Source organism: Gordonia sp. IEGM753, from assembly GCF_050321825.1.
Lineage (GTDB): Bacteria > Pseudomonadota > Gammaproteobacteria > Pseudomonadales > Pseudomonadaceae > Aquipseudomonas.
The window spans coordinates 1,357,972-1,384,322 of record NZ_JBNQGB010000001.1 but is presented as its reverse complement, the minus strand read 5'-3'; the positions used below and the strand labels follow the sequence as shown (position 1 = coordinate 1,384,322).

Annotated in this window: 16 protein-coding genes; 11 read left to right on the top strand and 5 right to left on the bottom strand. The window is 55.5% G+C overall.

Annotation, left to right across the window (positions count from 1 at the left end):
* Nucleotides 1-91: 91 nt before the first annotated feature.
* Together ACQR3R_RS06395 and ACQR3R_RS06390 are read left to right on the top strand one after the other, a co-directional pair.
* Nucleotides 92-1,594: an ATPase domain-containing protein gene (locus ACQR3R_RS06395; protein WP_428271172.1), complete on the top strand. Its 1,503-nt coding sequence runs from the start codon at nt 92-94 to the stop codon at nt 1,592-1,594.
* Nucleotides 1,591-3,261, top strand: coding sequence for a response regulator (locus ACQR3R_RS06390; RefSeq protein WP_428271171.1), 1,671 nt, complete (start codon nt 1,591-1,593; stop codon nt 3,259-3,261). The genes ACQR3R_RS06395 and ACQR3R_RS06390 overlap by 4 nt, the downstream gene beginning before the upstream one ends.
* 59 nt (nt 3,262-3,320) lie before the next feature.
* Here ACQR3R_RS06390 and ACQR3R_RS06385 read toward each other — a convergent pair whose 3' ends face one another.
* From ACQR3R_RS06385 to ACQR3R_RS06365, 5 genes are all read right to left on the bottom strand, one after another.
* Nucleotides 3,321-3,698, bottom strand: a complete 378-nt coding sequence (locus ACQR3R_RS06385; protein ID WP_010460444.1) for a response regulator — start codon at nt 3,696-3,698, stop codon at nt 3,321-3,323.
* A 77-nt stretch (nt 3,699-3,775) separates the two neighbouring features.
* Nucleotides 3,776-4,957 carry an ATP-binding protein gene (locus ACQR3R_RS06380; protein ID WP_428271170.1) on the bottom strand — a complete coding sequence of 394 codons (1,182 nt, stop codon included), beginning with the start codon at nt 4,955-4,957 and terminating at the stop codon, nt 3,776-3,778.
* Complete coding sequence (locus ACQR3R_RS06375) at nt 4,951-5,544, bottom strand: chemotaxis protein CheB (protein ID WP_428271169.1); 594 nt, start codon at nt 5,542-5,544, stop codon at nt 4,951-4,953. Before ACQR3R_RS06375 ends, ACQR3R_RS06380 begins: the two co-directional genes overlap by 7 nt.
* Nucleotides 5,541-6,374, bottom strand: a complete 834-nt coding sequence (locus ACQR3R_RS06370; protein WP_428271168.1) for a CheR family methyltransferase — start codon at nt 6,372-6,374, stop codon at nt 5,541-5,543. The genes ACQR3R_RS06375 and ACQR3R_RS06370 overlap by 4 nt, the downstream gene beginning before the upstream one ends.
* Nucleotides 6,374-9,865: a response regulator gene (locus tag ACQR3R_RS06365; protein ID WP_428271167.1), complete on the bottom strand. Its 3,492-nt coding sequence runs from the start codon at nt 9,863-9,865 to the stop codon at nt 6,374-6,376. The genes ACQR3R_RS06370 and ACQR3R_RS06365 overlap by 1 nt, the downstream gene beginning before the upstream one ends.
* A gap of 262 nt (nt 9,866-10,127) precedes the next feature.
* Here ACQR3R_RS06365 and ACQR3R_RS06360 point away from each other — a divergent pair, with 262 nt between their 5' ends.
* The 9 genes from ACQR3R_RS06360 (at nt 10,128) to ACQR3R_RS06320 (ending at nt 26,218) form a co-directional block, all read left to right on the top strand.
* The gene (locus ACQR3R_RS06360) at nt 10,128-10,490 is read left to right on the top strand and encodes a response regulator (protein ID WP_428271166.1); all 363 of its coding nucleotides are present in this window, start codon (nt 10,128-10,130) and stop codon (nt 10,488-10,490) included.
* A 184-nt stretch (nt 10,491-10,674) separates the two neighbouring features.
* Entirely contained in the window at nt 10,675-17,631 is a 6,957-nt protein-coding gene (locus ACQR3R_RS06355) for a hypothetical protein (RefSeq protein ID WP_428271165.1), read from the top strand.
* A gap of 185 nt (nt 17,632-17,816) precedes the next feature.
* On the top strand, nt 17,817-19,118 hold the full coding sequence (locus ACQR3R_RS06350) for a glycosyltransferase (RefSeq protein ID WP_428271164.1): 1,302 nt from the start codon (nt 17,817-17,819) through the stop codon (nt 19,116-19,118).
* Nucleotides 19,119-19,203: 85 nt separating this feature from the next.
* Nucleotides 19,204-20,109, top strand: a complete 906-nt coding sequence (locus tag ACQR3R_RS06345) for a helix-turn-helix domain-containing protein (protein WP_428271163.1) — start codon at nt 19,204-19,206, stop codon at nt 20,107-20,109.
* 228 nt (nt 20,110-20,337) lie between these two features.
* Nucleotides 20,338-21,648 (top strand): extracellular solute-binding protein, encoded by a 1,311-nt coding sequence (locus ACQR3R_RS06340; protein WP_428271162.1) that lies wholly within the window; start codon nt 20,338-20,340, stop codon nt 21,646-21,648.
* A 177-nt stretch (nt 21,649-21,825) separates the two neighbouring features.
* Nucleotides 21,826-22,752, top strand: a complete 927-nt coding sequence (locus ACQR3R_RS06335; RefSeq protein WP_428271161.1) for an ABC transporter permease subunit — start codon at nt 21,826-21,828, stop codon at nt 22,750-22,752.
* 10 nt (nt 22,753-22,762) lie between these two features.
* A complete protein-coding gene (locus ACQR3R_RS06330) occupies nt 22,763-23,593 on the top strand; it encodes an ABC transporter permease subunit (protein WP_428271160.1) in 831 nt (276 codons plus the stop codon).
* 33 nt (nt 23,594-23,626) lie between these two features.
* Nucleotides 23,627-24,730 carry a sn-glycerol-3-phosphate ABC transporter ATP-binding protein UgpC gene (locus tag ACQR3R_RS06325; RefSeq protein ID WP_428271159.1) on the top strand — a complete coding sequence of 368 codons (1,104 nt, stop codon included), beginning with the start codon at nt 23,627-23,629 and terminating at the stop codon, nt 24,728-24,730.
* 15 nt (nt 24,731-24,745) lie between these two features.
* Complete coding sequence (locus tag ACQR3R_RS06320; RefSeq protein WP_428271158.1) at nt 24,746-26,218, top strand: mannitol dehydrogenase family protein; 1,473 nt, start codon at nt 24,746-24,748, stop codon at nt 26,216-26,218.
* Nucleotides 26,219-26,351 lie beyond the last annotated feature (133 nt).

Sequence of the window (26,351 nt, the reverse complement as noted above, 5' to 3'; positions counted from 1 at the left end):
CTCGGCGCGGTGAAAGGTCAAGTGATCAGGCAGTGCAATTAGGCACTTCAGACCTGCTGTATCGCTTCCCCTAGTCATGAGAGGGTTCTTTTTGTCGACATCTAACGAGTTGTTCAGTGCGAAAGCCGCCACCGGCGTTGAAGGTCTGGATGACATCCTGGCCGGTGGATTGTCACGCGGACATATATTTTTGCTGGAGGGTGAGCCCGGAACCGGTAAAACCACCGTTGCTTTGCATTTCCTGTTAGCCGGCGCGCGAGCCGGCGAGCGCTCGTTGTACATCACGCTGTCCGAAACCGAACGCGAATTGCGCCAAGGCGCCTTGTCCCACGGTTGGGAGCTGGATGAAAACATCCATATTTTCGAACTGACTCCACCGGAAAGCCTGCTCAACGCCGAACACCAGCAAAGCCTGCTGTATTCTTCGGACCTTGAACTGGGCGAAGCCACCAGACAGATTTTCGAAGCAGTTGAACGGGTCAAGCCGACCCGGGTGGTTCTCGACAGCCTCTCCGAGATTCGCCTGCTGGCCCAAAGCTCCCTGCGCTACCGGCGCCAGATTCTCGCGATCAAACACTACTTTGTGCGCTACAACGCGACGGTGGTGCTGCTCGACGACCTGACCACCGAATCCCTCGACAAAACCGTGCACAGCGTTGCCCACGGCGTCATTCGCCTTGAAGAGCTGACGCCTAACTATGGCGCCGAGCGCCGGCGGATTCGGGTGGTGAAATACCGAGGGCAAAAATACCGTGGTGGTTTTCACGACTTCACCATCATGGGTGACGGCGTGCATGTGTTCCCGCGCCTGGTGGCCGCGGAGCACCGCGGCAAATACACTCGTACCCAACTGACCAGCAGTATCGCGGAACTGGACGCCCTGCTCGGCGGCGGTATCGAAACCGGGTCCAGCACGTTGATTCTTGGCCCCGCCGGTACCGGTAAATCGCTTATCTCGATGGTGTTTGCCGCCGCCGCTGTGTCCCGGGGCGAAAAAGCCGCGCTGTTTATTTTCGACGAAGAACTCGGTTTGCTGTTCGAGCGCATGAAAAACATGGGCATCGATCTGAAAGCCCTGCAAGACACCGGCAACCTGCTGATCGAACAGGTCGATGCCGCCGAATTGTCCCCCGGCGAGTTTTCTCACCGCGTTCGCCGTTGCGTCGATGAGCGTGGCATCAAGACAGTGGTGATCGACAGCATCAATGGTTATCAGGCCGCGATGCCCGAGGAAAATGCGCTGGTGCTGCACATGCACGAGTTGCTGCTGTATCTGAACCGCCAAGGCGCTGCGACCTTCATGACCGTGGCGCAACATGGCCTGGTCGGCGACATGCAAGCGCCGGTGGACATTACCTACTTGGCCGACACGGTGATTCTGCTGCGCTACTTCGAAGCACTGGGCAAGGTTCGCCGCGCCATTTCCATCATCAAGAAGCGCACGGGCAGCCACGAGTCGACCATTCGTGAATACCGCATAAGCTCCAAGGGCATGACCATCGGTCAACCGCTGGACGCGTTCCAGGGTGTGCTGCGCGGCGTGCCCACTTACCTCGGTGCCAGCAAACCGTTGCTCGGGGATGAATTTCCGTGATTGTTCGAGAACCGATGTCCGAGCGCGCGATTATTCTCGCGCCGCTGGGACGTGACAGCCAGATTGCTTTGATGATGCTCAATGAGGCCGGTTTCGACGGCGTGGTAACGCGTGACCTGAACGGTCTGTGCGGCGAGCTGGGGCAAGGTGCCGGCTTGTTGCTGATGTCCTCGGAAGCCCTGCTGGGCAGCGACATCGAGCCGCTGATCAGCCTGATCGAGCAACAACCTGCCTGGTCGGATTTGCCCATCGTTTTGCTCACACACCATGGTGGGCCAGAACAAAATCCTGCCTCCCGGTATAGCCTGCAGTTGGGCAACGTGACCTTTCTTGAGCGCCCTTTTCACCCCGTCACACTGATCAGTCTGGTGACGACCGCATTGCGCGGGCGACGACGACAATATGAAGCCAGGGACCGGTTGATCGACCTTAGCCAAAGTGAGCTGCGGCTGCAAACCACTCTCGAAACGCTGGAGCAGCAGGTCGAGGAGCGCACGGCTCAATTGCGCCATAACGAAGAAGTGCTTCGCCAATCGCAGAAAATGGAAGCGGTCGGTCAACTCACCGGGGGTATCGCCCACGACTTCAACAACATGCTGACCGGCATTATTGGCAGCTTGGAGTTATTGCGTCGTCGTCTGGCGCGTGGACGCACCGAAGACCTCGACAGCCTGATCGACCTTGGCGTGACCTCGGCCAATCGCGCCGCCGGCCTCACGCATCGTTTATTGGCCTTTTCACGGCGCCAATCGCTGGATTCCAAACCGGTCGAAATGAATACGCTGGTGGTGTCGATGGGCGAATTGCTCGCGCGCAGCATCAATGAAAGCATTCAACTGGACATGCAGCTGAACGAGCAGTTGTGGGTCGCTGAAGCAGACCCCAATCAATTGGAAAGTGCCCTGCTCAACCTGGTGATCAACGCACGGGACGCCATGCCCAATGGCGGCAATCTGTTGGTTAAAACCAGCAATAAATACCTGAATGCCACGGACGCCGAAGCCCATGGCAACGTCGTTCCTGGCGATTATGTGGTGTTAAGTGTGACCGACAACGGCTGCGGCATGCCGCAAAGCACGATCAACCGGGCGTTTGATCCGTTCTTCACCACCAAGCCGATTGGTCAGGGAACGGGCCTTGGGTTGTCGATGATCTATGGCTTCAGCAAGCAGTCGCGCGGCCACGTCGCCATCGACAGCATTCTCGGCGAAGGCACGACGGTCAGTGTGTTCTTGCCGCGCTTCGGCGGTGATCTGCCGTTGGACTCGCCCGCAGACATCTCGCACGCCCCTTTCGCGCAGAACGGTGAAACAGTCTTGATCGTGGAAGACGACCCAGCGGTGCGCGTATTGGTCAGCACAGTACTGAGTGACCTGGGTTACGCGTTCCTTGAGGCTGGAGATGCCGACAGCGCGATGCCGATTCTGAACTCGGCGCAGCGTATCGATCTGATGATCAGTGATGTCGGTTTGCCCGGCATGAATGGACGGCAACTGGCCGAGATCGGCCGGCAATACCGGCCGCAGCTCAAAGTATTATTCATAACCGGTTATGCAGAGCACGCAGCGGTACGCGGCGGTTTTCTGGACCCGGGCATGCAGATGATCACCAAGCCTTTCACCTTCGACCTGTTGACCGCGAAAGTGCGGGAGATGATCAGCATCTGAAGCGGCGAAGACAGCCCTACGGGCTCTTTGCCCGGCGTAATACCGGGCCGCTGGACCCTTTACGACAGCATGTCTTGCATCAATTCCTGCAACACATCCAGATCGAACGGTTTGCCCAGAATCGGCGCCTTGCGCGTGATCGGGCTATCGGTCTCGCGAATTTCCTGCGGGTAACCGCTGATAAAAATCACCTTCAGCTCCGGTCGCAACTTGACAGCGGGCTCGGCGATCTGCACGCCGGAAATGCCACCAGGCAAACGAAAATCGGTAATCATCATGTCCAGGTGGGGCTTGCTCGCGAGGATCTCGAACGCTTGCTCGCCGTTTTCGGCCTGCAACACGCGATAACCCTCGCCCGACAGATAGGCTGACAGCACCATCAAAATCGAAGGGTCATCTTCGACGATCAATACCACGTCTTGTGCATCTTCACTCATGGGAAGCCTTTGTTCAGTCATTAGCTGCTGATACGACCGTGAGGTCGATCAGAGGTTGCGTTTATCTGGCTGTTTTCCTACAGCGGCAGACAAACGCGAAACAAGGCGCCTTCGCCAATCCGGCTTTCGACGGTTATAGAGCCGCCATGGGCGGTCACAATCTGTTCTGAAATAAACAAGCCCAGGCCCAGCCCGGCGACGGCATGCTTGGCCGTCACGCGCTCAAACTGCTGAAAAATACGCTTCTGGTTTTCTTCACCAATGCCGATCCCTCGATCGCGCACTTCTACCCGAGCCTGACCTTGCTCACTGTACACCTTCACGCTGATCGGGCTCTTGGCACCGTAACGCAAGGCATTGGTCAGCAAATTGGAGATCACCTGCTCGATCCGAAACTCATCCCAGCGCCCTTCTACCGGTTGCTCGGCCTCAAGCGTGACCGAGGACTCGGCGGCATCGATTTGCGGGGCGAAGTTCAGCAGTACACCGCGCACCAGCGCAGACAGGTCGACTCGACTGGGTCGGATCGACAACTTGCCGGTACGGATTCGAGACACGTCGAGCATGTCTTCGATCAGGCGAATAAGACTTTTGATCTGGCGTTCGTCGCGATCGACCATCGCGTGCATCTTGTCCAGGGTAAAAGCGGAAGCGTTGTCCCGGGCCAAATGCATTTTGCGCAACTGCGTTTCGAGGATCAAACCGTTGAGCGGTGTGCGCACCTCATGGGCCACGATCGACATGAAATCATCGCGCATGCGCACCGCTTGCTCGAGTTCCTGCTGAGTATTCTGCAGTTGCTTGAGCAGCGCCTCTTGCTCGCGGCGACTTTCTTCCAGGGCTTCTACCTGTTGCTTCATGGCCTTGCTTTGTCGAAACAGGTCGACGAACACATTGACCTTGCTTTTGACCGCGTGAATGTCCAGCGGCTTGTGCAGGAAATCGACGGCGCCGCTTTCGTAGCCTTTGAACGCGTAATTCAGTTCGCGACCGGCAGCACTGACGAAGACAATGGGAATATTCTTGGTTTTTTCCGTACCGCGCATCAGCTCGGCCAGCTCAAAGCCGTTCATGCCGGGCATCTGCACGTCGAGAATGGCCATGGCAAATTCATGTTGCAGCAACAGCGACAAGGCCTCATCGGCGGACAATGCCTTGTAGACCATGCGGTCTTCACGCTTGATCAACGCTTCGAGCGCCAGCAGGTTCTCCGGCAGATCATCGACGATCAGCAGTTTGGCTTGAATATTACTTAGCATGCGATTCGTTCCAGCTCGACAAGCAGACGGCCGATGCCGCTTATAGGGAGAATGTGGTCTGGCTGATGCGCTTCAAGCGCAGCCTGGGGCATGATCGCCACCTGTGCATCATTCGGATCCTGCACGATGGTCAGCCCGCCCCGGTCTTTGACCTGGGCCAGGCCGCGTGCGCCGTCGCGGTTTGCGCCCGTCAGCAGCACCGCCGCCAGTTTGGGACCGTATGCATCGGCAGCCGACTCGAACAGGTAATCGATGGCAGGCCTGGAGTAATGCACACGGTCTTCGAGACTTAACGAGAACGTGCGGTCCTGCTCAACCGACAAGTGATAACCCGGAGCCGCGAAATACAGCGTTCCCGATTCCACCACGGTTTTGTCGTGAGCCTCCAGCACCGGCATCGACACGCGCCGTGCAAACACTTCCGCGAGCTGGCTGCGGCGTTCGTCAGGCAGGTGCAACACCACGATGATCGGCAACGCAAACCCTTTGCGCAGCGGCCCGAGGATGCTCAAAAGTGCTTCCACACCACCGGCCGAGGCACCGATCACAATAGCGTCCACAGTGGGCAAATCCGCTGCACTGGTCATGATTTACGGTAGATCCGTTCTTGTTTTACCAAGGGTTCGAACTGGTTGCCGAACGCCGAAAAATCCGGCGTTTCCTTGCTGCCCAGCACCAGGAACCCACGATGACAAAGTGATTCGTGGAACAGACCAAAGGCTCGATCCTGAAGTTTCTTATTGAAGTAAATCAGTACGTTACGGCACGAAATTAATTGAGTTTCGGAGAACACGCTATCGGTCGCCAGGCTGTGGTCGGCGAACGTCACGTTCTCACACAACGACTTGTCGAAAATCGCGTAACCATAGGCTGCGGTGTAGTAATCGGCGAACGAACGCTGCCCGCCTGCTTTCTGGTAATTGGCGGTATAGGCCCGGACATTCTCCATGGAGAAAATCCCCTGCTTGGCTTTATCCAGCGAGCGCGGGTTGATGTCGGTGGCGTAGATGATGGTGCGATCGAGCAAGCCCTCTTCGCGCAGCAAAATCGCCATCGAATAGACTTCTTCGCCGGTACTGCAACCGGCTATCCAGATCTTGATCGAGGGATAGGTCTTGAGCAGCGGCACCACTTCCTGGCGAATGGCCAGAAAGTGCGAAGGGTCACGAAACATTTCGCTGACCGGGATCGTCAGCAGTTGCAGTAACTGCATGAACGCTGTCGGGTCATGCAAGACTTTTTCCTGCAGGGCCGAAATGGTCGCGCATTCGAATTGACTCAATGCGTGCTGCACCCGGCGCTTGATGGACGCGCCGGAGTAGTCACGAAAGTCATAGCTGTACTTGAGGTAAATCGCCTCGATCAGCAGCCGTATTTCGATTTCGCTGTTTCGTTCACCCGGGTTAATACGTTCCACTAAATGCGTTCCATCTTCGGCAACCACACACGAATCAGCGAGAACAGGCGATCCAGGTCAATGGGCTTGGCCAGGTAATCGTTGGAGCCAGCCTGCAGGCAGCGCTCCTGATCGTCCTTCATGGCCTTGGCCGTCACCGCAATGATTGGCAACTTGCGCCAGCGCGGGTCTTTGCGGATCAAGGCTGTAGCCTCGAAACCATCCATCTCCGGCATCATCACGTCCATCAACACCAGGTCGATATCCTCGACTTCATTCAGTTTTTCAATCGCTTCACGGCCGTTCCGGCCAATGACCACGACTGCACCTTTTTGCTCCAACGCACTGGTGAGGGCGAATATATTGCGTACATCGTCGTCCACCAGCAGCACTTTTCGACCCTCGAAGACCTTGTCGCGGCTACGCGCAGTCTTGAGCATCCTCTGCCGTTCATGGGACAACTTGGATTCAACTTTGTGCAGAAAGAGTGTGACCTCATCCAGCAATCGCTCTGGCGAGCGCGCGCCCTTGATGATGATGGAGCGCGAGTACTTGCGCAGCTCGGCCTCTTCGTCACGGGTCAGGTTGCGTCCGGTGTAGACGATTACTGGCGGGAACGAACAGATGTCTTCGGTGGACATGCGCTTGAGCAAGTCGTTGCCGAGCATGTCCGGCAGCTTCAGGTCGATGATCATGCAATCGAAGATCGTGGTGCGCAGCATGTCCAGCGCGTCTTGCGCCAGGCCGACCGCGGTGATTTCGATGTCTTCGTCGCCAATCAACCGGGCAATGCTTTCGCGCTGCAAATCGTCGTCTTCAACCAACAGGATGCGTTTGACCTTCTGCGTCAGCTTCGCCTCGAGGCGGGCAAACACGTCTTTGAGTTCTTCACGCGTGGTCGGTTTGACCGCATAACCGATGGCGCCCATGTGCATGGCGGCCTCGACGCGGTCCTCTACCGAGATCACGTGGACCGGAATGTGCCGGGTCTCGGCATGTTCTTTCAGGCGCTGCAATACGGTCAAACCGGAATGATCCGGCAGGCGCATGTCGAGCAAAATGGCGTCTGGCAAGAACTCTGCGGCCAGGTTGTAGCCTTCATCCGCGCCATGCGCCACCAGGCACTGGTAACCCAATTCGTGCGCGAGATCGTAGAGGATGTGCGCAAAGTTCGGCTCATCTTCAACCACCAGGATGCAGCGGGTGGTAAACGGCGCTTTGCTGCGATCGTCGTCGAAACGCGGGATATCGACCTCAGCGATCAGCGGCATCAATGCCGGCTCCGCCGAGCGAGTAGCCATTGCTATCGGTGTCGCGGTCATCGCCGGCACAGGGTCTTCGCCTGGCTCGATGTATTGCTGCGGCAACACCAGCGTAAACACACTGCCCTGCCCCGGCTCGCTGGTCACGCTGATCGAACCGCCCAGCAGCGCTGCCAGATCACGCGAAATCGACAGGCCCAACCCGGTGCCGCCATAACGGCGGTTGGTGGTGCCATCCGCCTGACGGAACGCTTCAAAAATGCTTTCTTGCTGGTCCGGCGCAATGCCAATCCCCGAATCGCGAACCACAAAGGCAATGCCTTCGCCCGGCTGACTGGCGACGGTCAGGCTGACAATGCCTTTTTCGGTAAATTTGACCGCGTTCGACAGCAGATTCTTGATCACCTGTTCCAAGCGTTGACGGTCGGTGTAAATCATCATCGGTGAGCCGGGCTGCAGATCTACCTGGAAATCCAGTTGCTTGTCTTTCGCCAGCGGCTGGAACATCCCACGCAAACCGTCTACCAGACGCGCGACGCTGGTGTTCTCCGGACGCATGTCGAGTTTGCCGGCCTCGACCTTGGAAATGTCGAGAATATCGTTGATCAAGTTCAGCAGGTCATTGCCGGCAGAGTAAATCGACTCGGCAAACTTGACCTGTTCGGCGCTGAGGTTTTCCTGAGGGTTTTCTGCCAGCAACTTGGCCAGAATCAACGAACTGTTCAGCGGCGTGCGCAGCTCGTGGGACATGTTGGCAAGGAACTCGGACTTGTACTTGCTGGACCGCTGCAACTCATCGGCACGTTCTTCGAGCTGTGTCTGGGCCAGGTTGAGTTCGGTGTTCTTCTGGTCCATGGCGTCGCGCTGATCGGCCAGCACTTGCGCCTGTTCGGCCAGTTGCTCGTTGGTTTGCTCCAGCTCCACCTGTTGGGTTTCCAGATGCGCCTGGGATTCCTTGAGAATCCGCGACTGCTCTTCCAGTTCTTCGTTGGCAGTTTTCAGCTCTTCCTGCTGAACCTGCAGCTCTTCATTGAGCTGCTGGGTTTCCGCCAGTACTTCCTGCAAGCGTTGGCGATAGCGGGCGGCCTCGATGGAGGTGCCAATATTACCGGCGATCAGGTCCAGCAATTCGATGTCACGGTCGGACAACGGACGCAAGAAACCCAGTTCGATCACGCCATTGACCCGATCGTCATCGGTGGTGGGCACCACGAGCACACTGTGCGGCAGGCCTTCACCAATGCCAGAGCTGACTTTGAAATAATCCCCCGGCACTTGATCCAGTCGGATCAGGCGAGCCTGTTGCGCCACTTGGCCGACGATGCCTTCACCGTTGTAAATCTGTTGTTCGCGTTCTTCCTGCTCGCGGGAGAAACCGTAAGACGCCACGCGTTTCAGGCCGCCGTGTTCTTCACGCACATAAATAGCGGCCACCGCACTGCCAAGGTATTGCGCGCAAAACTGCAGAATATTGCGACCCAGCAGGTTCAGGCTCAATTGACCCAACACTTGCTCGGCGAGTTCGGTCTGGCCGTTTCGCAACCAGGCTTGCTGTTCCAGGCGATGAGCACTGGCCTGTTGCGCAGTCAGGTTCTTGCTGTAACTTTCTGACAGCGTAAACAAGTCACGACGGCCGACGTAGGCCAGCAATCCGCTGATAGCTGCAATAAACAGCAGGTACAGGGAAATGCTCCAGATCGTGGTACGGCGCACTTCCTCGTTGCGCGTGGTGCGCAACTGCTGCTCCATTTCAATCACGTCATCGAATTGTTTGCGAATTTCGTCGGTCAACCGCTTACCGCGTCCGGCCTTGACCGCCCCACGATAATCACCGCTTGAGCGCTGTAAATCGATCATCGACTGCGCGTAGTTGGCCCACTCAACCTGCAAGGCTTGCAGGCGACGCAAACGGTCGGTTTGAATCGGGTTGTCAGCGGTTAATTCGAGCAACGTACTAAGGGCCACTGCGATTCTTGGCTTGGCCGTCTCATACGGGTCCAGGAAATGCTCGTCGCCACTGAGCAGGAACCCGCGCATACCGGTTTCCAGATCGACGGTCAGCTTCACCGCTTCATTGGCATTATTGATCACCCGGTCGGTGTGCTCGACCCACTGGATCACCGACAGCAGATAAGTGATCAGCGAGACAAAGAAAACCGCACTGAGCAAACCGACGCCCAGCGGCAGGCTAATGTTACGGCTCAGGAGTTTGCGGAATCGTTGCTCATCAACCGAAGACGAAGATGTCATTGGGAAGCCTTGTCGAACTGGTGAAAACCACGGAGTTTGCCCCAAAACTGCGACTTTGATCCAATTTTCTGACGTGTTTTTGCGCAAAATCCTACATTGAGCTGCTCCAGGACAACGATACGGTTATCCTTGCCAGCGTCTGTACCGCTATTCTTTTTTTAGCTGTGCGGGGAACTAGTAGGGTTGCGCGACTTACTCAAGCAATACCCCGGTGATTTCGATCGACCGGCCACCACGAATTCAACCTTTGGGAACCCCCGCCATGTCCACCACCTCCTCCATCATTCTGGTCGTTGAAGACGACGCCATCGTGCGCATGCTGATCGTCGATGTACTGGAAGAACTGGAGTTCAAGGTGCTGGAGGCGGATGGCAGTGAGCAGGCGCTGGCGATTTTAAAAGCCTTAGACCAACGCATAGACCTGATGATGACCGATGTCGGCTTACCAGGCATGGATGGGCGGCAGTTGGCTCTGAAGGCACGGGAATTACGCCCTGCACTGCCCATTCTGTTTGCCAGCGGCTACGCCGAGAGCATTGAAGTACCGGACGGCATGTTTATTATCGGCAAACCATTTTCCATCGATCAATTGCGCGACAAGGTCAAAAGTATTCTGGGCAGTTGAGCGCCCGGTTTACGTGTTCAGGCGCTGGCAGCAGTCATCTGCCGGGATAACACCCGCGAACCCACTCACATTTCCATCATTTTTCAAATAAACGGATCACCTATCGTTCACGGCCCGATGCCTTGATTGCCTGTTTTAAAGAACAGGCCAAGGATTTGCATCTCCTGTGTCGAAAAGGGTCTTCATGCCATTTGTCAACGGAACTGCCGCAACACACTCAACTTTAAAGCCCTTCAGTTCAACACATTCGCTTCCAGCCAGCAGTCTCTCTTCAACTTTTACCCGCTCAACTCCCGAGGGTAAACAGTTCGAACTAGTGCCTGAGCACGGCGCTCTCGTTATACCCAATACGCGCGTTAACCCGGCTGTTCCAATTCCACCGCCGACCTACACGCGCGCGCTGCTCGCCGATGCCTTCGCCGAGTCATCGCAAAAGCTCGCCGTGAATAGCCAGGCATCACTGGAAGCAAAGTGGTCTTCCATACAAGACCAACTGCATACCCGACCACTGTCGGATCGGGATGTACTCCATATTCTGCAATCCGGCATTCTGCAAACCGATACGGGCAAGGTGCTAACCCCGTTACTTGTCGACGCTGTGATGAACACAGTCACACGCGTGGGCGAGTCTGATGCACAACAAGTGCGTCACTTTTTCGACACCCTGTTTCACCTGCCACCCGAAAAGTGGGCAAGCTCATTCGCAAACGACGGGGACATCAACACCGGCCATAACCTGCAAAAAGTGAGTCGGTTTGTACAGTTACAAGTGAATCAGTCCAGGGCACAGGAAGCGCACCAGATAAACACCGGGGAATTACTCAATGATGATTCCCGTAATACGCTCCGTGACTTCACCCGTGTGGCACGCGAGCACATTCTGCCCACGAGTGAGGGGCCGCTGGACGAAGCCTTGCGAAAACTCGAAGACCTTAACGAAATAAGGCCTTCGTCCAAAGAAGCCAAACTGTTGATGGCCGAGCTAGCCCAAGCCTTGCGAGAGCCCCGTGAGAACGAGCAAGAAACCTGGTCGTTTCCTTTTCTAAACCTGCTGCAGACGACCAACAAGCATTTCGATTCGATTGAAGTGGTCGACGATCATCAACCATCAGTCCCCGCCAAGGCAAACTTCGTAATCGGTGATAAGGCCAAGAAGCCATCCTTACTTCTGGACATGCAACTGATCGAGAAAACCTCAAGTTTTAACTACAACATCAACGTCCAGCCACTGCATTTCGAAGGCGGCATTTCGGGAAAATTTTTATACGCACTTAACGCATTGAATGGACTTGGCGGGCAATCCTTCGCGCGCGCCGTCACCGGTCATGTAATCGATGCAATTGATTTACTTGCTGACCCGACACAGTCCGGCACACCCGACGGCACCCACGGTGACCTGAGTGTCTCCCCAGGCAACGGCGCCGAACCGCCGCCGACGGTGGCCTTTCAGGCTGCGTCCGCCGTTACGATCCCAACCTCGATAGCGCAACTGGAAAAATCAATCCGCGAGGCGCTGGCATCCATTGATGCTCTTTTGACGAAAGCAACAACCTTTCCACCGTTGGCGGCCGCGTTTGAAGGTAACCAACCGTTACTCCACCTTGAGACGCTGGAAAGGGAAATGCTCGAGTTATCGACGAAATCAGTCTATGGACAAACCGTTGAAACTGTCCCCTCATGGTGGGAAAGCGTTGCGCCTTCCATCGTCGACACGATTGCCAGGCTGTCTGCGATATTGCCCGCTTATGCTTTAGGGGCCGGTGCAACAGCAACCCAGCTTGCCCAGGCCAATCCGCGGACGGCCGTCACGGCAGCTTTTGTTGCACTATCAGCGCTCTATAACGAGTTGCACCAACGCTATTCGGCCCCGTCATCCTTACAGCCCCATCAAAGCAACTCTGCACTTATCGAAGAGGTTGAAAGCGCGGCATTGCACCAAGAGCGGATAGCAGACGCGCTAGAGGCGATCCTGCAGCTGCGTGGTCCTGTGCAGGGGCCAACATTGCTAGACGAGATTGTGCAGCTAATGTACGAATCTCCAGAAAATGACCTGCTCAAAGACGCGCAGTTGATCAATCGGGTCAGTCAGCTGTTACGACAACCTGGCCCGCAAGCCCACGACAAAACCTATGCGCAACTGATCCATGAAGCGCAGCAGGTAACCCATGAACATGAAGCGACTGCTCGAGCGCTGGATGATTCGACAGGCACTCATCGGGTTAAACGCGACACGACAGCGGAGCTTGTTGCGCTCGACGCCGACCAAAAAATTGGTCCTGACGAAGTACTGGCGGCTTTAACCGATTACATCAAAAAGATGGAGGCGCTACAGGCGACTAAGGCCGAGGTTGACCTTGCAGTCGAAGAAGAAACTGGCGACTTGGCGACAGATGCCGCTATGGATGTGATACGCACGATACGCCAGCGACGAAATGTAGGCTGGATGGATGCATCGCGGGCAGCGGGCGATCGAGAGCTGATTCCCGGTTACACCCGTGCTTTGCTGAGCTTTGTCAGCGAGCCTGATAATCCACCCTACATTGCCGCGCCTAGACATTCACACTTTGGTCAGGGCTGGATGAGCTTTTTTAAAGCCTTCAGAAACCCATTCTTCTCGGACTGGGCCCATGGGATTGGTTTGGACGTTAAGACGGTGCGTATAAACCCACTTGACCGCACCTTGACAGGGATAGCGAACGGTACGCCCTACGCGTGTTCATTGACTGACAACTCTGGATGGGCTCAGGTTGCGGGTCCTATATTCAGCCCACTCAAAGACATAAACCCGAACAACGAACTCATACATTACCCGATAGATTCAAAGGCTCCACTCTCGCTGATCAGCGCTTATTACGGAGAAAGCCTGCCGCTAAGCCTCGCTGAGGCGAACAAGCGCGTCAGCGAACTGAATGCCGCCAAGTCGTTTTCGCACATCAATGCAGACGACCCCAGATCGCAAGCGTCATCTGACCGCATGAAGCAGCAAGTGGGTGATGTGTATAACCACAGCTATCTGGTGGGTAGTTTGGCTGAATACATAAAAGACAAGGCAGACTGGACAGTCGTAAACCTTGACGATTGTTTTATGCCCGTTAGTCCAGATTCGTCATTCGCCAAAGAGTATCCGGAAGAAGCCCTGCGCTCGATCAGCGTGGGACGATTCATCAGCGACGTGCCCTGGAAATTGCCTAAAACCGTAGACGAGGTGCGCAATCTGATTACAGTTGTGACATTCAGCCTGCCCGAAGATCTCGAACATCGTAACTTCCGTGGCGCGTTGGGTAATCCGCGCGCGCTCACTTCTGAGCAGTTACAAGTCATTCGCGACACCGCTGATGAGCTTAAGCCAGATTCTTTCGCCAGCCTATACGACTACCTGTTGCCAGGCGTACTGCCAGCCTCCCCTTCGACAGCATTACAGCAGCTTGTAAACAGTGAAACATCCGCCCTGCTAGGCCGTGCGCTGGGGATGAAACTAGACGCTGTTACGACACCGTCCAGTGATAAAGAATGGGTGATGGCTGCATTGCTACTCCATCTGGATCCTGTCCCGGGCACGCCGCGTAACCATGTGGGTGGCTACAACCTGACTCAGGAAGCTAACTGGGGCGCAAAACCGTCCACGGTTGTCAGTCGCATAGCAGACCATCTTGCGGACACAGGTAAAGTCTCCTTCAGGATGGCACCTGTCGCCGCCCACCATTTGTTAGTGGCCAACGCACCCGAATTTCTTGTCAAGAACATCCCTGACAACCTGGTGTGTGGGTCGGATACATGGACAACACTGCGAATCGCAGCCGCCAGAATTGAGCAGATCAGCCCGGGCGCTGTACCTGAAATGACCTTTGAGCAAGTCATGGCGTATGGCGCAACCGACCCCATTAACGTGGGTGAAGAAATCGTTACGCAAATGGTGTCGGTGGACCCGATTATCGATTGGGCGATATCACAAGGCGTTATCAAGCAAAACCCGAATGAGGTGTATTCACCGCAGCAATTGCAAACCGCAGGTGAAAACTTTCAAAAAAACTCAGAAAAACTCGCCTCGGCCCAAGAGCACCTGACAGCGCCGATCCCTTCGAGAATCGATATCGCGAAGGCGGACCTGACCCGGGTATTCGGAGACTATCCGTTCGAGGAGCGAGTGCTTTTAAAAACAAATCGCCCGGGAAGTGAAACAGAAATTTATTACTCAATGCTGGACCTCCATACCACTGGCCAATTGAATGAATTTGAGTATCACTCTACCCGTGACAGTTTGCCTTTCGCGCAATTCAAATCGAGGTTAAGCCTGCTGCAGCCAGTCAGTCCTACATTCGAAAAATCATTTACTGATTACTTTGGCAATGCTCGCACCGGGTCAATAACAGCGATCAAAGAACTTATTTCCAACTTGCCCTCGGAGGATCGCAAGAGTCTCCAATATGGCAAGCAGCGGTTCTTTACGCTGAGGAGTGCAGCGATCGTACCGTGGAATCTACAAACGGAGGCTACAATAAAACCGCTTGTTGCTCACCACGGTGTATTGATCCGCTCCGAACTGGGAAATAAAGTAACCTATTACGAAATTTTTCCGACTGCCGGAATAATCCGCCCACGTACAGACCTTCCGCTCAACCTGGAACTGAATGGAAAGATAAAAAATGTACGCGCCTCAAACAGCGCTGCACACGTTGTAAAAGCGCAAATTGCAACACCGCAACCATTCGACTGGACAGCGTACAGCCAAGGCACGCCGCCAAGAGACAGAGTGCAATCAAGTGTCATTATAGAAGAACTAATCCCTGCGGCGAAACGGGCATCATTCAAGCCGGAAGGTTTTGATAGCAATGCCGTTGCCAACATGCACCTCGCTGACTCCAATGTGGGTTTCATTGCTAAAACGTTAGTCGAAGAACATTTCATGCCGGGACGCGATGAGTTATATAATATTCTCAGAGGCGCCACTCACTCTGAACAAATAGCTGACACGGACCGAAAGATAAACGAGTTCCTCTTGGGTGTAATACCGTTTAAAACATGCATTGAGAACGCTATAAAAGGTGACGCTTTCGGCGCGGCCGTGGACTGCGCGCTCGATGCATTGGGTTTCATTATTCCAGGGGTTGGGGCAGCAGGTAAAATCGCTAAAATCGGCAAGTCCGGTGCGTCGCTTATAACTAAAGCGCTAAAAATAAACTGGATTACCAGCAGAGCCCTGGCGTCCTCAGCCAATCCGTTAGACAGCTTGTCAGGTTTTAATAACGCGGTCTACAAACTGGGCATGGGCACTTTTCGCGCGGCCAATTACGGAATAGATCAAAGCAAAAAACTGTTTCGCGTGACCAAGGCCATTGACCCCATCGCACTGTCAAAACGCGCAGACATTGCTAAAGGAACCGTTAAAGCTGCGTCAATCAATGGTCAGGCCGACGCCGCCACTGCGTTATTTAAAAACGGCAATTGGTATGCTTTTGATACGGCTCGCAACCGACCGTACGGCGCACCTCTTGTCAATTTCATTCCTGCCAGCTCCATCCCGTTACAACGCACGCCGTTAGCCGACGGAACGAGTCCACTTGCACCGACGAAAGTTTTCGAGACTGAAGCACACACGATCCGGCGCGGGTCCGGGGATATAGATGTAGTCGTTGGCGACACGGTTTACAGATTTGATCCTGACAATCCCGAGGCCCTAACCGACTTGGCATCACCTGTTTACTTCAAGGACTTGGCGGGCTTCGACGCAGTATGCGGTAGAGGGGGGATAGCCAAGCGAACGTCTAATTGCTTCTCAAAAAAAATCAACCCTCTGTTAAAAGACCCGCATAAAATGCGAATGCAAGCGCTAGAACACAAGCGTTTGTTTCCCTCGACCAACAAAGAGGGTGTGGCGCCCTGGATTGTTCATGAACGGCGCTTATACAATTGCGACTTTACGTTAGTAAATTGTAAACCTACAGAGTTGACCGTACCCTTGCAATTCAAAGCTTCCACCAAGGGCAAAATTATAGCGAATGAGCATTTTGGTTTTCCGGGAAAATTCTCTGACCCCAGGATAAATACAGAAACTCGAGTTGTCCGAGTTGACGAGATTATTGAACAAGGAGGTGATAGCCGAGAAGTAAGAGCGTTCATAGTCAACAGCCCAGACCCCAAGTCCAATATAAAATACTTAGTGGCTGAAGTTGATACGGGCCTCTTTTATCACTGCGAGTACGATGGCAGAGCAAGCACGGGCATTGATTTCAAAAAAGTCGAATATGATGAGCCATTTGGCAATGCACTCACTCGCTCGCACCACCGACTTAAAGACACCTACCTGAGGGCGGCTGGATCGATCCCTAATTCGGACTTCATTTTACTCCCCTCTCTGCACACTTTATATGCTGACTTGAAACTATCGGGAATGAAAGATTCGGACATTGAGACAATTAAAAAAACTGTCCAGCGCTTAAGTGAAGAGCAGCAACGAGAATTACTGGTAGCCCATTTGGAAAGAAAAGGTAGTTTAACGACCATCATCGCACTACCGGCAATAAAAATCGAAGTGGAAACGAAACTGGCTTTATGGGGCAGCTTGTCTAAATCGGAACAAAATAAGTGGTTCGCCAATATCGCAACAGCCCAGGTAAAAAAACAAATTGATGCAACCGGGGTTAAAATGGCTAATCTACTGGACGCGAACGACTTCAACGAAGGTGCGCGTCTGTCCAATGCTCGTCCGTTAGTAATGTGGGAGTACGACAGAGGATACCCACCCAATACCGCCGAGGTCATACTGAAATCCGGAGCGGGAAACTGCGATCAAATGGCCCTTGTCGCCGATCAAATCATCTTGAAAAACGGCGGCGCGTCCAGGGTTTGGGGAATGCCTGGTCATACTTTTACATTGGTAGGGGGGCCACAGGGAAATGTAGTACCTACTGTGAATTTTCAGGAAGCTGCTTACGCCAACGCCTGGGTGGTTGATGTATGGGCAGAAATAACGTGCGAAGCCAAGGATTACATTGACCAACTTGCTCAAACAATGGCCCGTTGGAAAGCCGGAAATAAAAAAGTTCTTACTCACGATCGAGTCGCTCACACAAGCAGATGGAGGGATGCTACCGATCCCGTATGGACTGATGGTTTATACAAAGGCCCGAAATTTCCGAGATAACATGAGCCTGCGTCCTCTGCTTTCGACGTAGTCATAGGTGCGAGACTCAAATCACGGAGTTTCGCACTCTTCAATGCGTTTGAATCCAAATCTCCTCTGCTCCCTAAGAACTCTGTAAGGCCTATGGTTTAATTGGGTCTTGTCATAAGCATCTACTCCTTGCCAGCCTCCAGGAACTCCACCCGATGAGCCAACCCCGTACCCCCCGTCTTCTGGTCATTGGTTACGTCTGGCCCGAGCCGCGTTCTTCTGCCGCCGGTGGGCACGTGATGCAAATCCTCGAATCGTTCTTGCAGCAAGGCTGGGACATCACCTTCAGCAGCCCGGCCGGTGCTGGCGAACACCCGGCGGACCTCGCGGCATTGGGCATTCGCCAAGTGCCAATCGAGCTGAACAACAGCAGCTTCGATGCGTTTATCAGCGAGTTGGCACCCGACATTGTGCTGTTCGATCAATTCATGATGGAGGAGCAATTTGGCTGGCGGGTGGAAGCCAATTGCCCTCACGCCCTTCGGGTACTGGAAACCAGTGACCTGCAGTGCCTGCGGCATGCCCGGCATCAACGCCTGAAAGATCGTTTGAAAGCCAGTGATGATGCCAACGACTTCAGTGATCTGTTTGTGCCGGCACTGCGCGAAGAATTCGAACTGATGGCCGAGACCGACCTGGCGCAACGCGAGATCGCGGCTATTTATCGTTGCGACCTGAGCTTGATGGTGTCGGAGGTGGAAATCGAATTGCTGGTCGAGCAGTTCAAGGTGCCACGCAGCCTGTTGCATTGGTGCCCGTTAATGGTCGATCAAACCACTAGTGCGCCTGCAGGGTTTGAACAACGGGCGCACTTCTTGAGTATCGGAAACTTCCGTCACGCGCCTAACTGGGATTCGGTGCTCTGGATGAAAACCACGATATGGCCACTGATTCGTGCGCAATTGCCGGGCGCACAATTGCATGTTTACGGGGCCTACACGCCACCCAAAGCGACTGCCTTGCACAATGTGGCGCAAGGCTTTCACGTGATGAACTGGGCCGAGGATGCATTGCAGGTGATGTCAGCAGCGCGTGTGTGCCTGGCACCGCTGAGGTTCGGTGCGGGCATCAAGGGCAAATTCATTGACTCGATGCTCTGTGGCACACCCAATGTAACCACGCCCGTGGGAGCAGAAGCCATGCACGGCGATCTGCCATGGCCCGGCGCTGTGTGCAGCACCGCACAGGCATTCGCCGACAGCGCCGTGCAGCTCTACCAAGACAAATCATTGTGGCTAAATGCACAAAACGCGGGCCTGGCGCTGTTGGCCGATCGCTACCAAAAAAACCGGCATGGTCCAGCCTTGATCAAGCAACTCGAGCATCACCAGCAGCACTTATCGACACTGAGACGAGACAACTTCACCGGCAGCATGCTGCGCCATCACCAACACAAGAGCACGCGGTACATGTCGCAATGGATAGAAGCGAAAAACCGCCATAAAGATTCGGTTTGAGGGTGAAACGCCTGCCGGGCACGCTGGCATTCACGGGGCACAAAGAGGCATGATCAGGTTGCGATAACAACACAAGTTGCCTGTCATGACCCGAGTAGCCAGAGTCACCGACCCTTCATATGAGCTGATGGACGACCATAACGGGTTGTCGATCATCTACCGTCAGCACGGGTTCCCGTGCCCATTGGTGCGGTGGCACTTCCACAAGGAGTACGAGTTGCACCTGATCGTCGCCAGCTCCGGCAAGGTGTTCATCGGCGATTACATAGGCAATTTTTACCCCGAAACGCTGTTCCTCACTGGCCCCAACCTCCCCCACAACTGGATCAGCCAGGTCGCTGAGGACGAAGTGGTGCCCAAGCGCGACATGCTGGTCAACTTCACTGACGAGTTGTTCGACGCAGGTCATTTGATATTTGCCGAACTCAAGACCTTGGCGCCGTTGCTGGAGCGGGCTCAGTACGGCATCGAGTTTCGTTGCAAACGCACCATCCGCCAGGCCACACACCTGATGCAGCGGATTGCCGATACAAAAGGTGTCACCCGGCTCGGGCACTTTTTCATTCTGCTGGAATTGCTCGCGGCCTCTGACGACTATCAGTTGCTGTCGGGCGCCACGACCGCGCAACTGGCGGACGAGCACAACGTAGATCGCACCAACCGGGCAGTCGACTACATCTTTGCTCATTACGCGCGCGATTTGCCGCTGGAAGAAGTCGCTGAATACCTGGGCATGAAACCGACCTATTTCAGCCGGGTGTTCAAGCAAGCCACCGGGCGCAATTTCATTGAGTTCGTTAATCGCCTGCGCATCAGCAAGTCCTGCGAATTGCTGGCCGATGGCGACAAAGCGGTGACTGATGTCTGTTTCGAATCGGGTTTCAATAATATTTCCAACTTCAACCGCCGCTTTCAGCAACTGAAAGGCATGACGCCATCGCATTATCGGCGGCTGGCGGTGCAGCGATTGACTGAGCAAAATCTGGGCTAAACGCCGAAAACCTGTACGCAATCAATGCGGATCAACGGCAAGAAAGCCGTTCTCTGCGCCTCTGGACAATAATTGGAGTGCAAAATAGTATCGATTAAAGTGCGATGGATGATTTGTCACATCGCCAATTGAAGGCTGTAATCAGTGCACATTCTTCCTTGCCTTCGGAAGACACAAAAACAATAACCGTCCTTCTGCAACCCCTTGGGTTCAGAAAAGGAGTGCACGATGCAACGTTCTGTAAAAGCTCTGCTTGCCTTCACCTGCATGACCCTCAGCGGCGTCAGCCTCGGCGCTCAAACCCTGACCATTGCCACCGTCAACAACAGCGACATGATCCGCATGCAAAAGCTCTCGAAGACCTTCGAGACCGAGCATCCGGACATCAAGTTGAATTGGGTAGTGCTCGAAGAAAACGTCCTCCGTCAACGCCTGACCACCGACATCGCCACCCAGGGCGGGCAGTTCGACGTGCTGACCATCGGCATGTACGAAGCGGCACTGTGGGGCGCCAAGGGTTGGCTGGAACCGATGAAAGACCTGCCGGCCTCTTATGCCCTCGACGATGTGTTCCCGTCGGTGCGTGAAGGCTTGTCGGTGAAAGGGACGTTGTACGCCCTGCCGTTCTACGCCGAAAGCTCCATCACTTATTACCGTACCGACCTGTTCAAGAACGCCGGGCTGACCATGCCTGAACGTCCGACGTGGGAGCAAATCGCCGAATTCGCCAGCAAACTCACCGACAAGGATAAAGAGCAGTACGGCATTTGCCTGCGCGGCAAGGCTGGCTGGGGCGAAAACATGGCGCTGATCACCACCATCGCCAACGCCTATGGCGCGCGCTGGTTCGATGAAAAGTGGCAGCCTGAATTCACCGGGCCCGAGTGGAAAAACGCGCTGAACTTCTACGTCGACACCATGAAAAAATCCGGCCCGCCGGGTGCGTCGAGTAATGGTTTCAACGAAAACCTGGCGCTGTTCAACAGCGGCAAATGCGCGATTTGGGTCGACGCCAGCGTCGCCGGCTCATTCGTGACCGACAAAACCCAAAGCAAAGTCAGCGACCACGTGGGCTTCACCTTCGCGCCACATCAGGTAACGGATAAAGGCTCAGCCTGGCTCTATTCGTGGGCACTGGCGATTCCGACCAGTTCCAAAGCCAAGGACGCGGCTAAAACCTTCAGCGCCTGGGCAACCTCTAAAGAATACGGCGCACTGGTCGCCGAAAAAGATGGCATCGCCAACGTGCCGCCAGGCACTCGCGCCTCGACCTACAGCGACGCTTACATGAGCGCGGCGCCGTTCGCCAAGGTCACCCTGGAATCGCTGAAAGCCGCAGACCCGAGCAAACCGACGCTCAAGCCTGTGCCTTACATCGGCATTCAGTTGGTGACCATTCCCGAGTTCCAGGGGATCGGCACGCAGGTGGGCAAGTCGTTCTCGGCTGCGCTGATCGGTCAGACCACGGTTGACCAGGCCCTGGCCGCGGCTCAGCAAACCACTGAACGCGAGATGAAGCGCGCTGGTTATCCCAAGTAACCCCATTTGCGGGTAAAACCGCGCTCCCACGGGTTAAACACAATCACTGTGGGAGCGGGTTTGCTCGCGAAGAGGCCGGCTCATTCAACATGAGTATTGCCTGACACAACGCTTTCGCGAGCAAGCCCGCTCCCACATTAGATCTGCGTAGATCTGCATGAATCGGTTCTGATCGCCATGAATACTTCAACTGCCAAAGCACAATTGGACATTCCCCAGCCGGTACGCAAAAACCGGCTGGCCAATCCCGGCTGGTTTCTGGTCAGCCCCTCGGTGGCCCTGTTGCTGCTGTGGATGATCGTGCCGCTGGGCATGACCCTGTACTTCTCAATGATCCGCTACAACTTGCTCAACCCGGGCGAGAACGAATTTGTAGGCCTGGAAAACTTCACCTACTTCCTGACCGATTCGGGTTTCTTGCCCGGGGCCACCAACACGTTGTTGCTGGTGGGCAGCGTATTGCTGATCAGCGTGGTATTTGGCGTGTTGATCAGCGCGTTGCTCGAGGCCAGCGAGTTTCTCGGTCGCGGCATCGTGCGGGTCATGTTGATTTCGCCGTTTTTCATCATGCCCACCGTCGGCGCATTGATCTGGAAAAACCTGATTTTCCATCCGGTGTCGGGGATTCTCGCCTACGTGTGGCGCCTGTTCGGCGCACAACCGGTGGACTGGCTCGCTCATTACCCGCTGCTGTCGATCATCATCATTGTGTCGTGGCAATGGCTGCCCTTCGCCATCCTGATTCTGATGACTGCCATGCAGTCCCTCGATCAGGAACAGAAAGAAGCGGCACGTCTGGACGGTGCCGGCCCGATTGCGATTTTCTGGCACCTGACGCTGCCGCATCTGGCGCGGCCGATTGCCGTGGTGGTGATGATCGAAACGATCTTCCTGCTGTCGGTATTCGCCGAAATCTTCACCACCACCAACGGTGGCCCCGGCTACGCGTCGACCAACCTTGCGTACCTGATCTACAACCAGGCGCTGGTGCAGTTCGACGTCGGCATGGCGTCTGCTGGCGGTTTGATCGCGGTGGTGATTGCCAACATTGCGGCCATCGTGCTGGTGCGCATGATCGGCAAAAACCTGACAGACAAAGCCTGAGGCCTGCGCCATGACCCTTCAACAATCTCGCCGTTTGCAAAGCCTGCTGCTGGGCACGCTGGCCTGGGCCATCGCGATCCTGATTTTCTTCCCGATTTTCTGGATGGTGCTGACCAGTTTCAAAACCGAAATCGATGCGTTCGCGACACCGCCGCAGTTCATCTTCACGCCGACGCTCGAAAACTACCTGCACATCAACGAGCGCAGCGATTACTTCAGCTTTGCCTGGAACTCGGTGGTGATTTCGTTCAGCGCCACGGCGTTGTGCCTGCTGATAGCAGTGCCTGCGGCCTACTCGATGGCGTTCTATGAAACCAAACGCACCAAAGGCACGCTGCTGTGGATGCTCTCCACCAAAATGCTGCCGCCAGTGGGCGTGCTGATGCCGATCTACCTGCTGGCCAAGAGCTTTGGCCTGCTCGATACGCGCACCGCGCTGATCATTATTTACACGCTGATCAACCTGCCGATCGTGGTCTGGATGATTTACACCTACTTCAAAGACATTCCCAAAGACATCCTCGAAGCCGCGCGCCTCGACGGTGCCACGCTGTGGCAGGAAATGGTGCGGGTGCTGTTGCCGATTGCCAAGGGCGGCCTGGCGTCCACGGTGCTGCTGTCGCTGATTCTGTGCTGGAACGAAGCGTTCTGGTCGCTGAACCTGACGTCGTCAAAAGCTGCGCCACTCACCGCGTTGATCGCCTCGTACTCAAGCCCTGAAGGATTGTTCTGGGCCAAGTTGTCGGCCGTGTCGACGCTCGCCTGTGCGCCGATCCTGATCTTCGGCTGGATCAGTCAGAAACAATTGGTCCGCGGTCTGTCGTTCGGCGCCGTGAAATAGCCCTCAAAGAATAAGCAAAAAAGGAGTGCCACCATGGCCAACCTGAAAATCAAGAATCTGCAAAAAGGCTTCGAAGGTTTTTCCATCATCAAGGGCATTGACCTGGAAGTGAATGACAAGGAATTCGTCGTGTTCGTAGGGCCGTCAGGCTGCGGTAAATCGACGTTGCTGCGGTTGATCGCGGGGCTGGAAGAAGTCAGCGGCGGCACTATAGAACTTGATGGTCGAGACATCACCGAAGTCAGCCCAGCCAAACGTGATTTGGCGATGGTGTTCCAGACCTACGCGCTGTATCCGCACATGACCGTGAAAAAGAACATGTCGTTTGCACTCGACCTGGCGGGTGTGCCAAAAGCCGAAGTCGAAAAGAAAGTCGGCGAAGCTGCACGCATTCTCGAACTGGGCCCGATGCTGGAGCGCAAGCCCAAGCAACTGTCCGGCGGCCAGCGCCAGCGCGTGGCGATTGGCCGTGCCATTGTGCGCAACCCGAAAATATTCCTGTTCGACGAACCGCTGTCCAACCTCGATGCCGCGCTGCGCGTGCAGATGCGCCTTGAGTTGTTGCGCCTGCACAAAGAACTGCAAGCAACAATGATCTACGTGACTCACGACCAGGTTGAAGCAATGACCATGGCCGACAAAGTCGTGGTGCTCAACAGCGGCAAGATCGAACAGGTCGGTTCGCCATTGGACCTGTATCACCAACCGGCCAACCTGTTTGTTGCAGGCTTTCTCGGCACCCCGAAAATGGGTTTCCTCAAGGGTAGCGTGACCCGGCTCGACGGCCAGAGCTGCGAAGTGCAACTGGATGCCGGTACGCGCATCACGTTGCCGCTCAGTGGCGCCAGTCTTAGTGTCGGCGGCGCCGTGACGCTGGGTATTCGCCCGGAACATCTGGAACTGGCACAAGCAGGCGACTGCACCTTGCAGGTAACCGCCGACGTCAGCGAACGCTTGGGCAGCGACACCTTCTGCCACGTCGTGACCTCGTCCGGCGAAGCACTGACCATGCGTGTTCGCGGTGACCTGGCCAGCCGTTATGGCGAGTCGCTCAGCCTGCGACTGGATGCCGAACACTGCCATTTATTTGATGCCGACGGCGTGGCGCTCACCCGCCCATTGCGCGCCGCCGCCTGATTGCGAGACCTTGTGATGAAACTCAACAAACAGAACCTCAACCGCCTCGCCCCTGAAGTTGCCCTGCCCGCCTATGCGTTGGACGACACCCGCCAAGGCATCGCGCACATCGGCGTTGGCGGTTTTCACCGCGCGCATCAGGCGTATTACACCGACGCCTTGATGAATACCGGTGAGGGCCTGGACTGGGCCATCTGCGGCGTAGGCCTGCGTGCCGAAGACCGCCGCGCCCGGGACGACCTGAAAGAGCAGGATTACCTGTTCACCCTGTTCGAACTGGGCGACACCGACGACACCGAGGTGCGGGTGATTGGCGCTATCCGCGACATGCTGCTGGCCGAAGATGACGCCAGCGCACTGATCGACAAACTCGCCAGCCCGCAGATCCGCATCGTTTCGCTGACCATCACCGAAGGTGGCTACTGCATCGATGACAGCAACGGCGAGTTCATGGCTCACCTGCCGCAGATCCAGCACGATTTGGCGCACCCGGATGCACCGAAAACCGTGTTCGGTTTTCTCTGTGCCGCGCTGACCAAGCGCCGCGCCGCCGGCACGCCTGCGTTCACGTTAATGTCTTGCGATAACTTGCCGCACAACGGCGCGGTCACCCGTAAGGCACTGTTGGCTTTCGCAGCCTTGCGCGACGCCGACTTGCACGACTGGATCGCGCAGAACGTGAGTTTCCCCAACGCCATGGTGGATCGCATTACTCCCATGACCAGCACTGAGCATCGTCTGCAACTGGCCGATAAACACGCGGTTGACGACGCGTGGCCGGTGGTCTGCGAGCCGTTTGTGCAGTGGGTGCTGGAAGACAAATTCGTCAATGGGCGTCCGGCGTGGGAAAAGGTCGGCGTGCAATTCACAGATGACGTGACGCCGTACGAAGAGATGAAAATCAAACTGCTTAACGGCAGTCATCTGGCGTTGACCTATCTAGGGTTCCTGAAGGGTTATCGTTTTGTCCACGAGACCATGAACGACCCGTTATTCGTGCGTTACATGCGCGCCTACATGGACCTCGACGTGACCCCGCAACTGTCGCCGGTGCCGGGGATCAACCTCACCGACTACAAGCAAACACTGGTGGACCGATTCTCCAACCAGGCGATTGCCGATCAACTGGAGCGCGTGTGCTCGGACGGTTCGTCGAAGTTTCCGAAGTTCACTGTGCCCACAATCAATCGCTTGATTGCCGATGGCCAGGAAACCAAACGCGCGGCATTGGTCGTCGCGGCGTGGGCCCTGTACCTCAAGGGTGTTGACGAGAATGGCGACACCTACAGCATCCCGGATCCGCGCGCGGCATTCTGTCAGGCGCTGGTGGCGGATGATGCGCTGATCACTCAGCGCTTACTGGAAGTGGAGGAGATTTTTGGCACGGCAATCCCGCGCTCGGCAGCATTTGTGGCGGCGTTCGAATGGTGCTGCAACAGCTTGCGAGACGTGGGCGTGACGCGGACCCTAGAACGGGTGCTGGCTTAATCGACAGGTGATCCTGCCGCGGCCTTCGCGAGCAGGCTCGCTCCTACTTGGAATCGCCGGGCGATACAAAATCTGTATTCATTGAGTTCCCCGTGGGCGCGAGCCTGCTCGCGATTGGCTTCACCAGGATCGA

Bases quoted from the DNA above. Each gene is read 5' to 3' on its own strand.
- ACQR3R_RS06385 (WP_010460444.1), bottom strand. From the start codon at position 3,698: ATGAGTGAAGATGCACAAGACGTGGTATTGATCGTCGAAGATGACCCT.
- ACQR3R_RS06380 (WP_428271170.1), bottom strand. From the start codon at position 4,957: ATGCTAAGTAATATTCAAGCCAAACTGCTGATCGTCGATGATCTGCCG.
- ACQR3R_RS06375 (WP_428271169.1), bottom strand. From the start codon at position 5,544: ATGACCAGTGCAGCGGATTTGCCCACTGTGGACGCTATTGTGATCGGT.
- ACQR3R_RS06365 (WP_428271167.1), bottom strand. From the start codon at position 9,865: ATGACATCTTCGTCTTCGGTTGATGAGCAACGATTCCGCAAACTCCTG.
- ACQR3R_RS06360 (WP_428271166.1), top strand. From the start codon at position 10,128: ATGTCCACCACCTCCTCCATCATTCTGGTCGTTGAAGACGACGCCATC.
- ACQR3R_RS06355 (WP_428271165.1), top strand. From the start codon at position 10,675: ATGCCATTTGTCAACGGAACTGCCGCAACACACTCAACTTTAAAGCCC.
- ACQR3R_RS06350 (WP_428271164.1), top strand. From the start codon at position 17,817: ATGAGCCAACCCCGTACCCCCCGTCTTCTGGTCATTGGTTACGTCTGG.
- ACQR3R_RS06345 (WP_428271163.1), top strand. From the start codon at position 19,204: ATGACCCGAGTAGCCAGAGTCACCGACCCTTCATATGAGCTGATGGAC.
- ACQR3R_RS06340 (WP_428271162.1), top strand. From the start codon at position 20,338: ATGCAACGTTCTGTAAAAGCTCTGCTTGCCTTCACCTGCATGACCCTC.
- ACQR3R_RS06335 (WP_428271161.1), top strand. From the start codon at position 21,826: ATGAATACTTCAACTGCCAAAGCACAATTGGACATTCCCCAGCCGGTA.
- ACQR3R_RS06330 (WP_428271160.1), top strand. From the start codon at position 22,763: ATGACCCTTCAACAATCTCGCCGTTTGCAAAGCCTGCTGCTGGGCACG.
- ACQR3R_RS06325 (WP_428271159.1), top strand. From the start codon at position 23,627: ATGGCCAACCTGAAAATCAAGAATCTGCAAAAAGGCTTCGAAGGTTTT.
- ACQR3R_RS06320 (WP_428271158.1), top strand. From the start codon at position 24,746: ATGAAACTCAACAAACAGAACCTCAACCGCCTCGCCCCTGAAGTTGCC.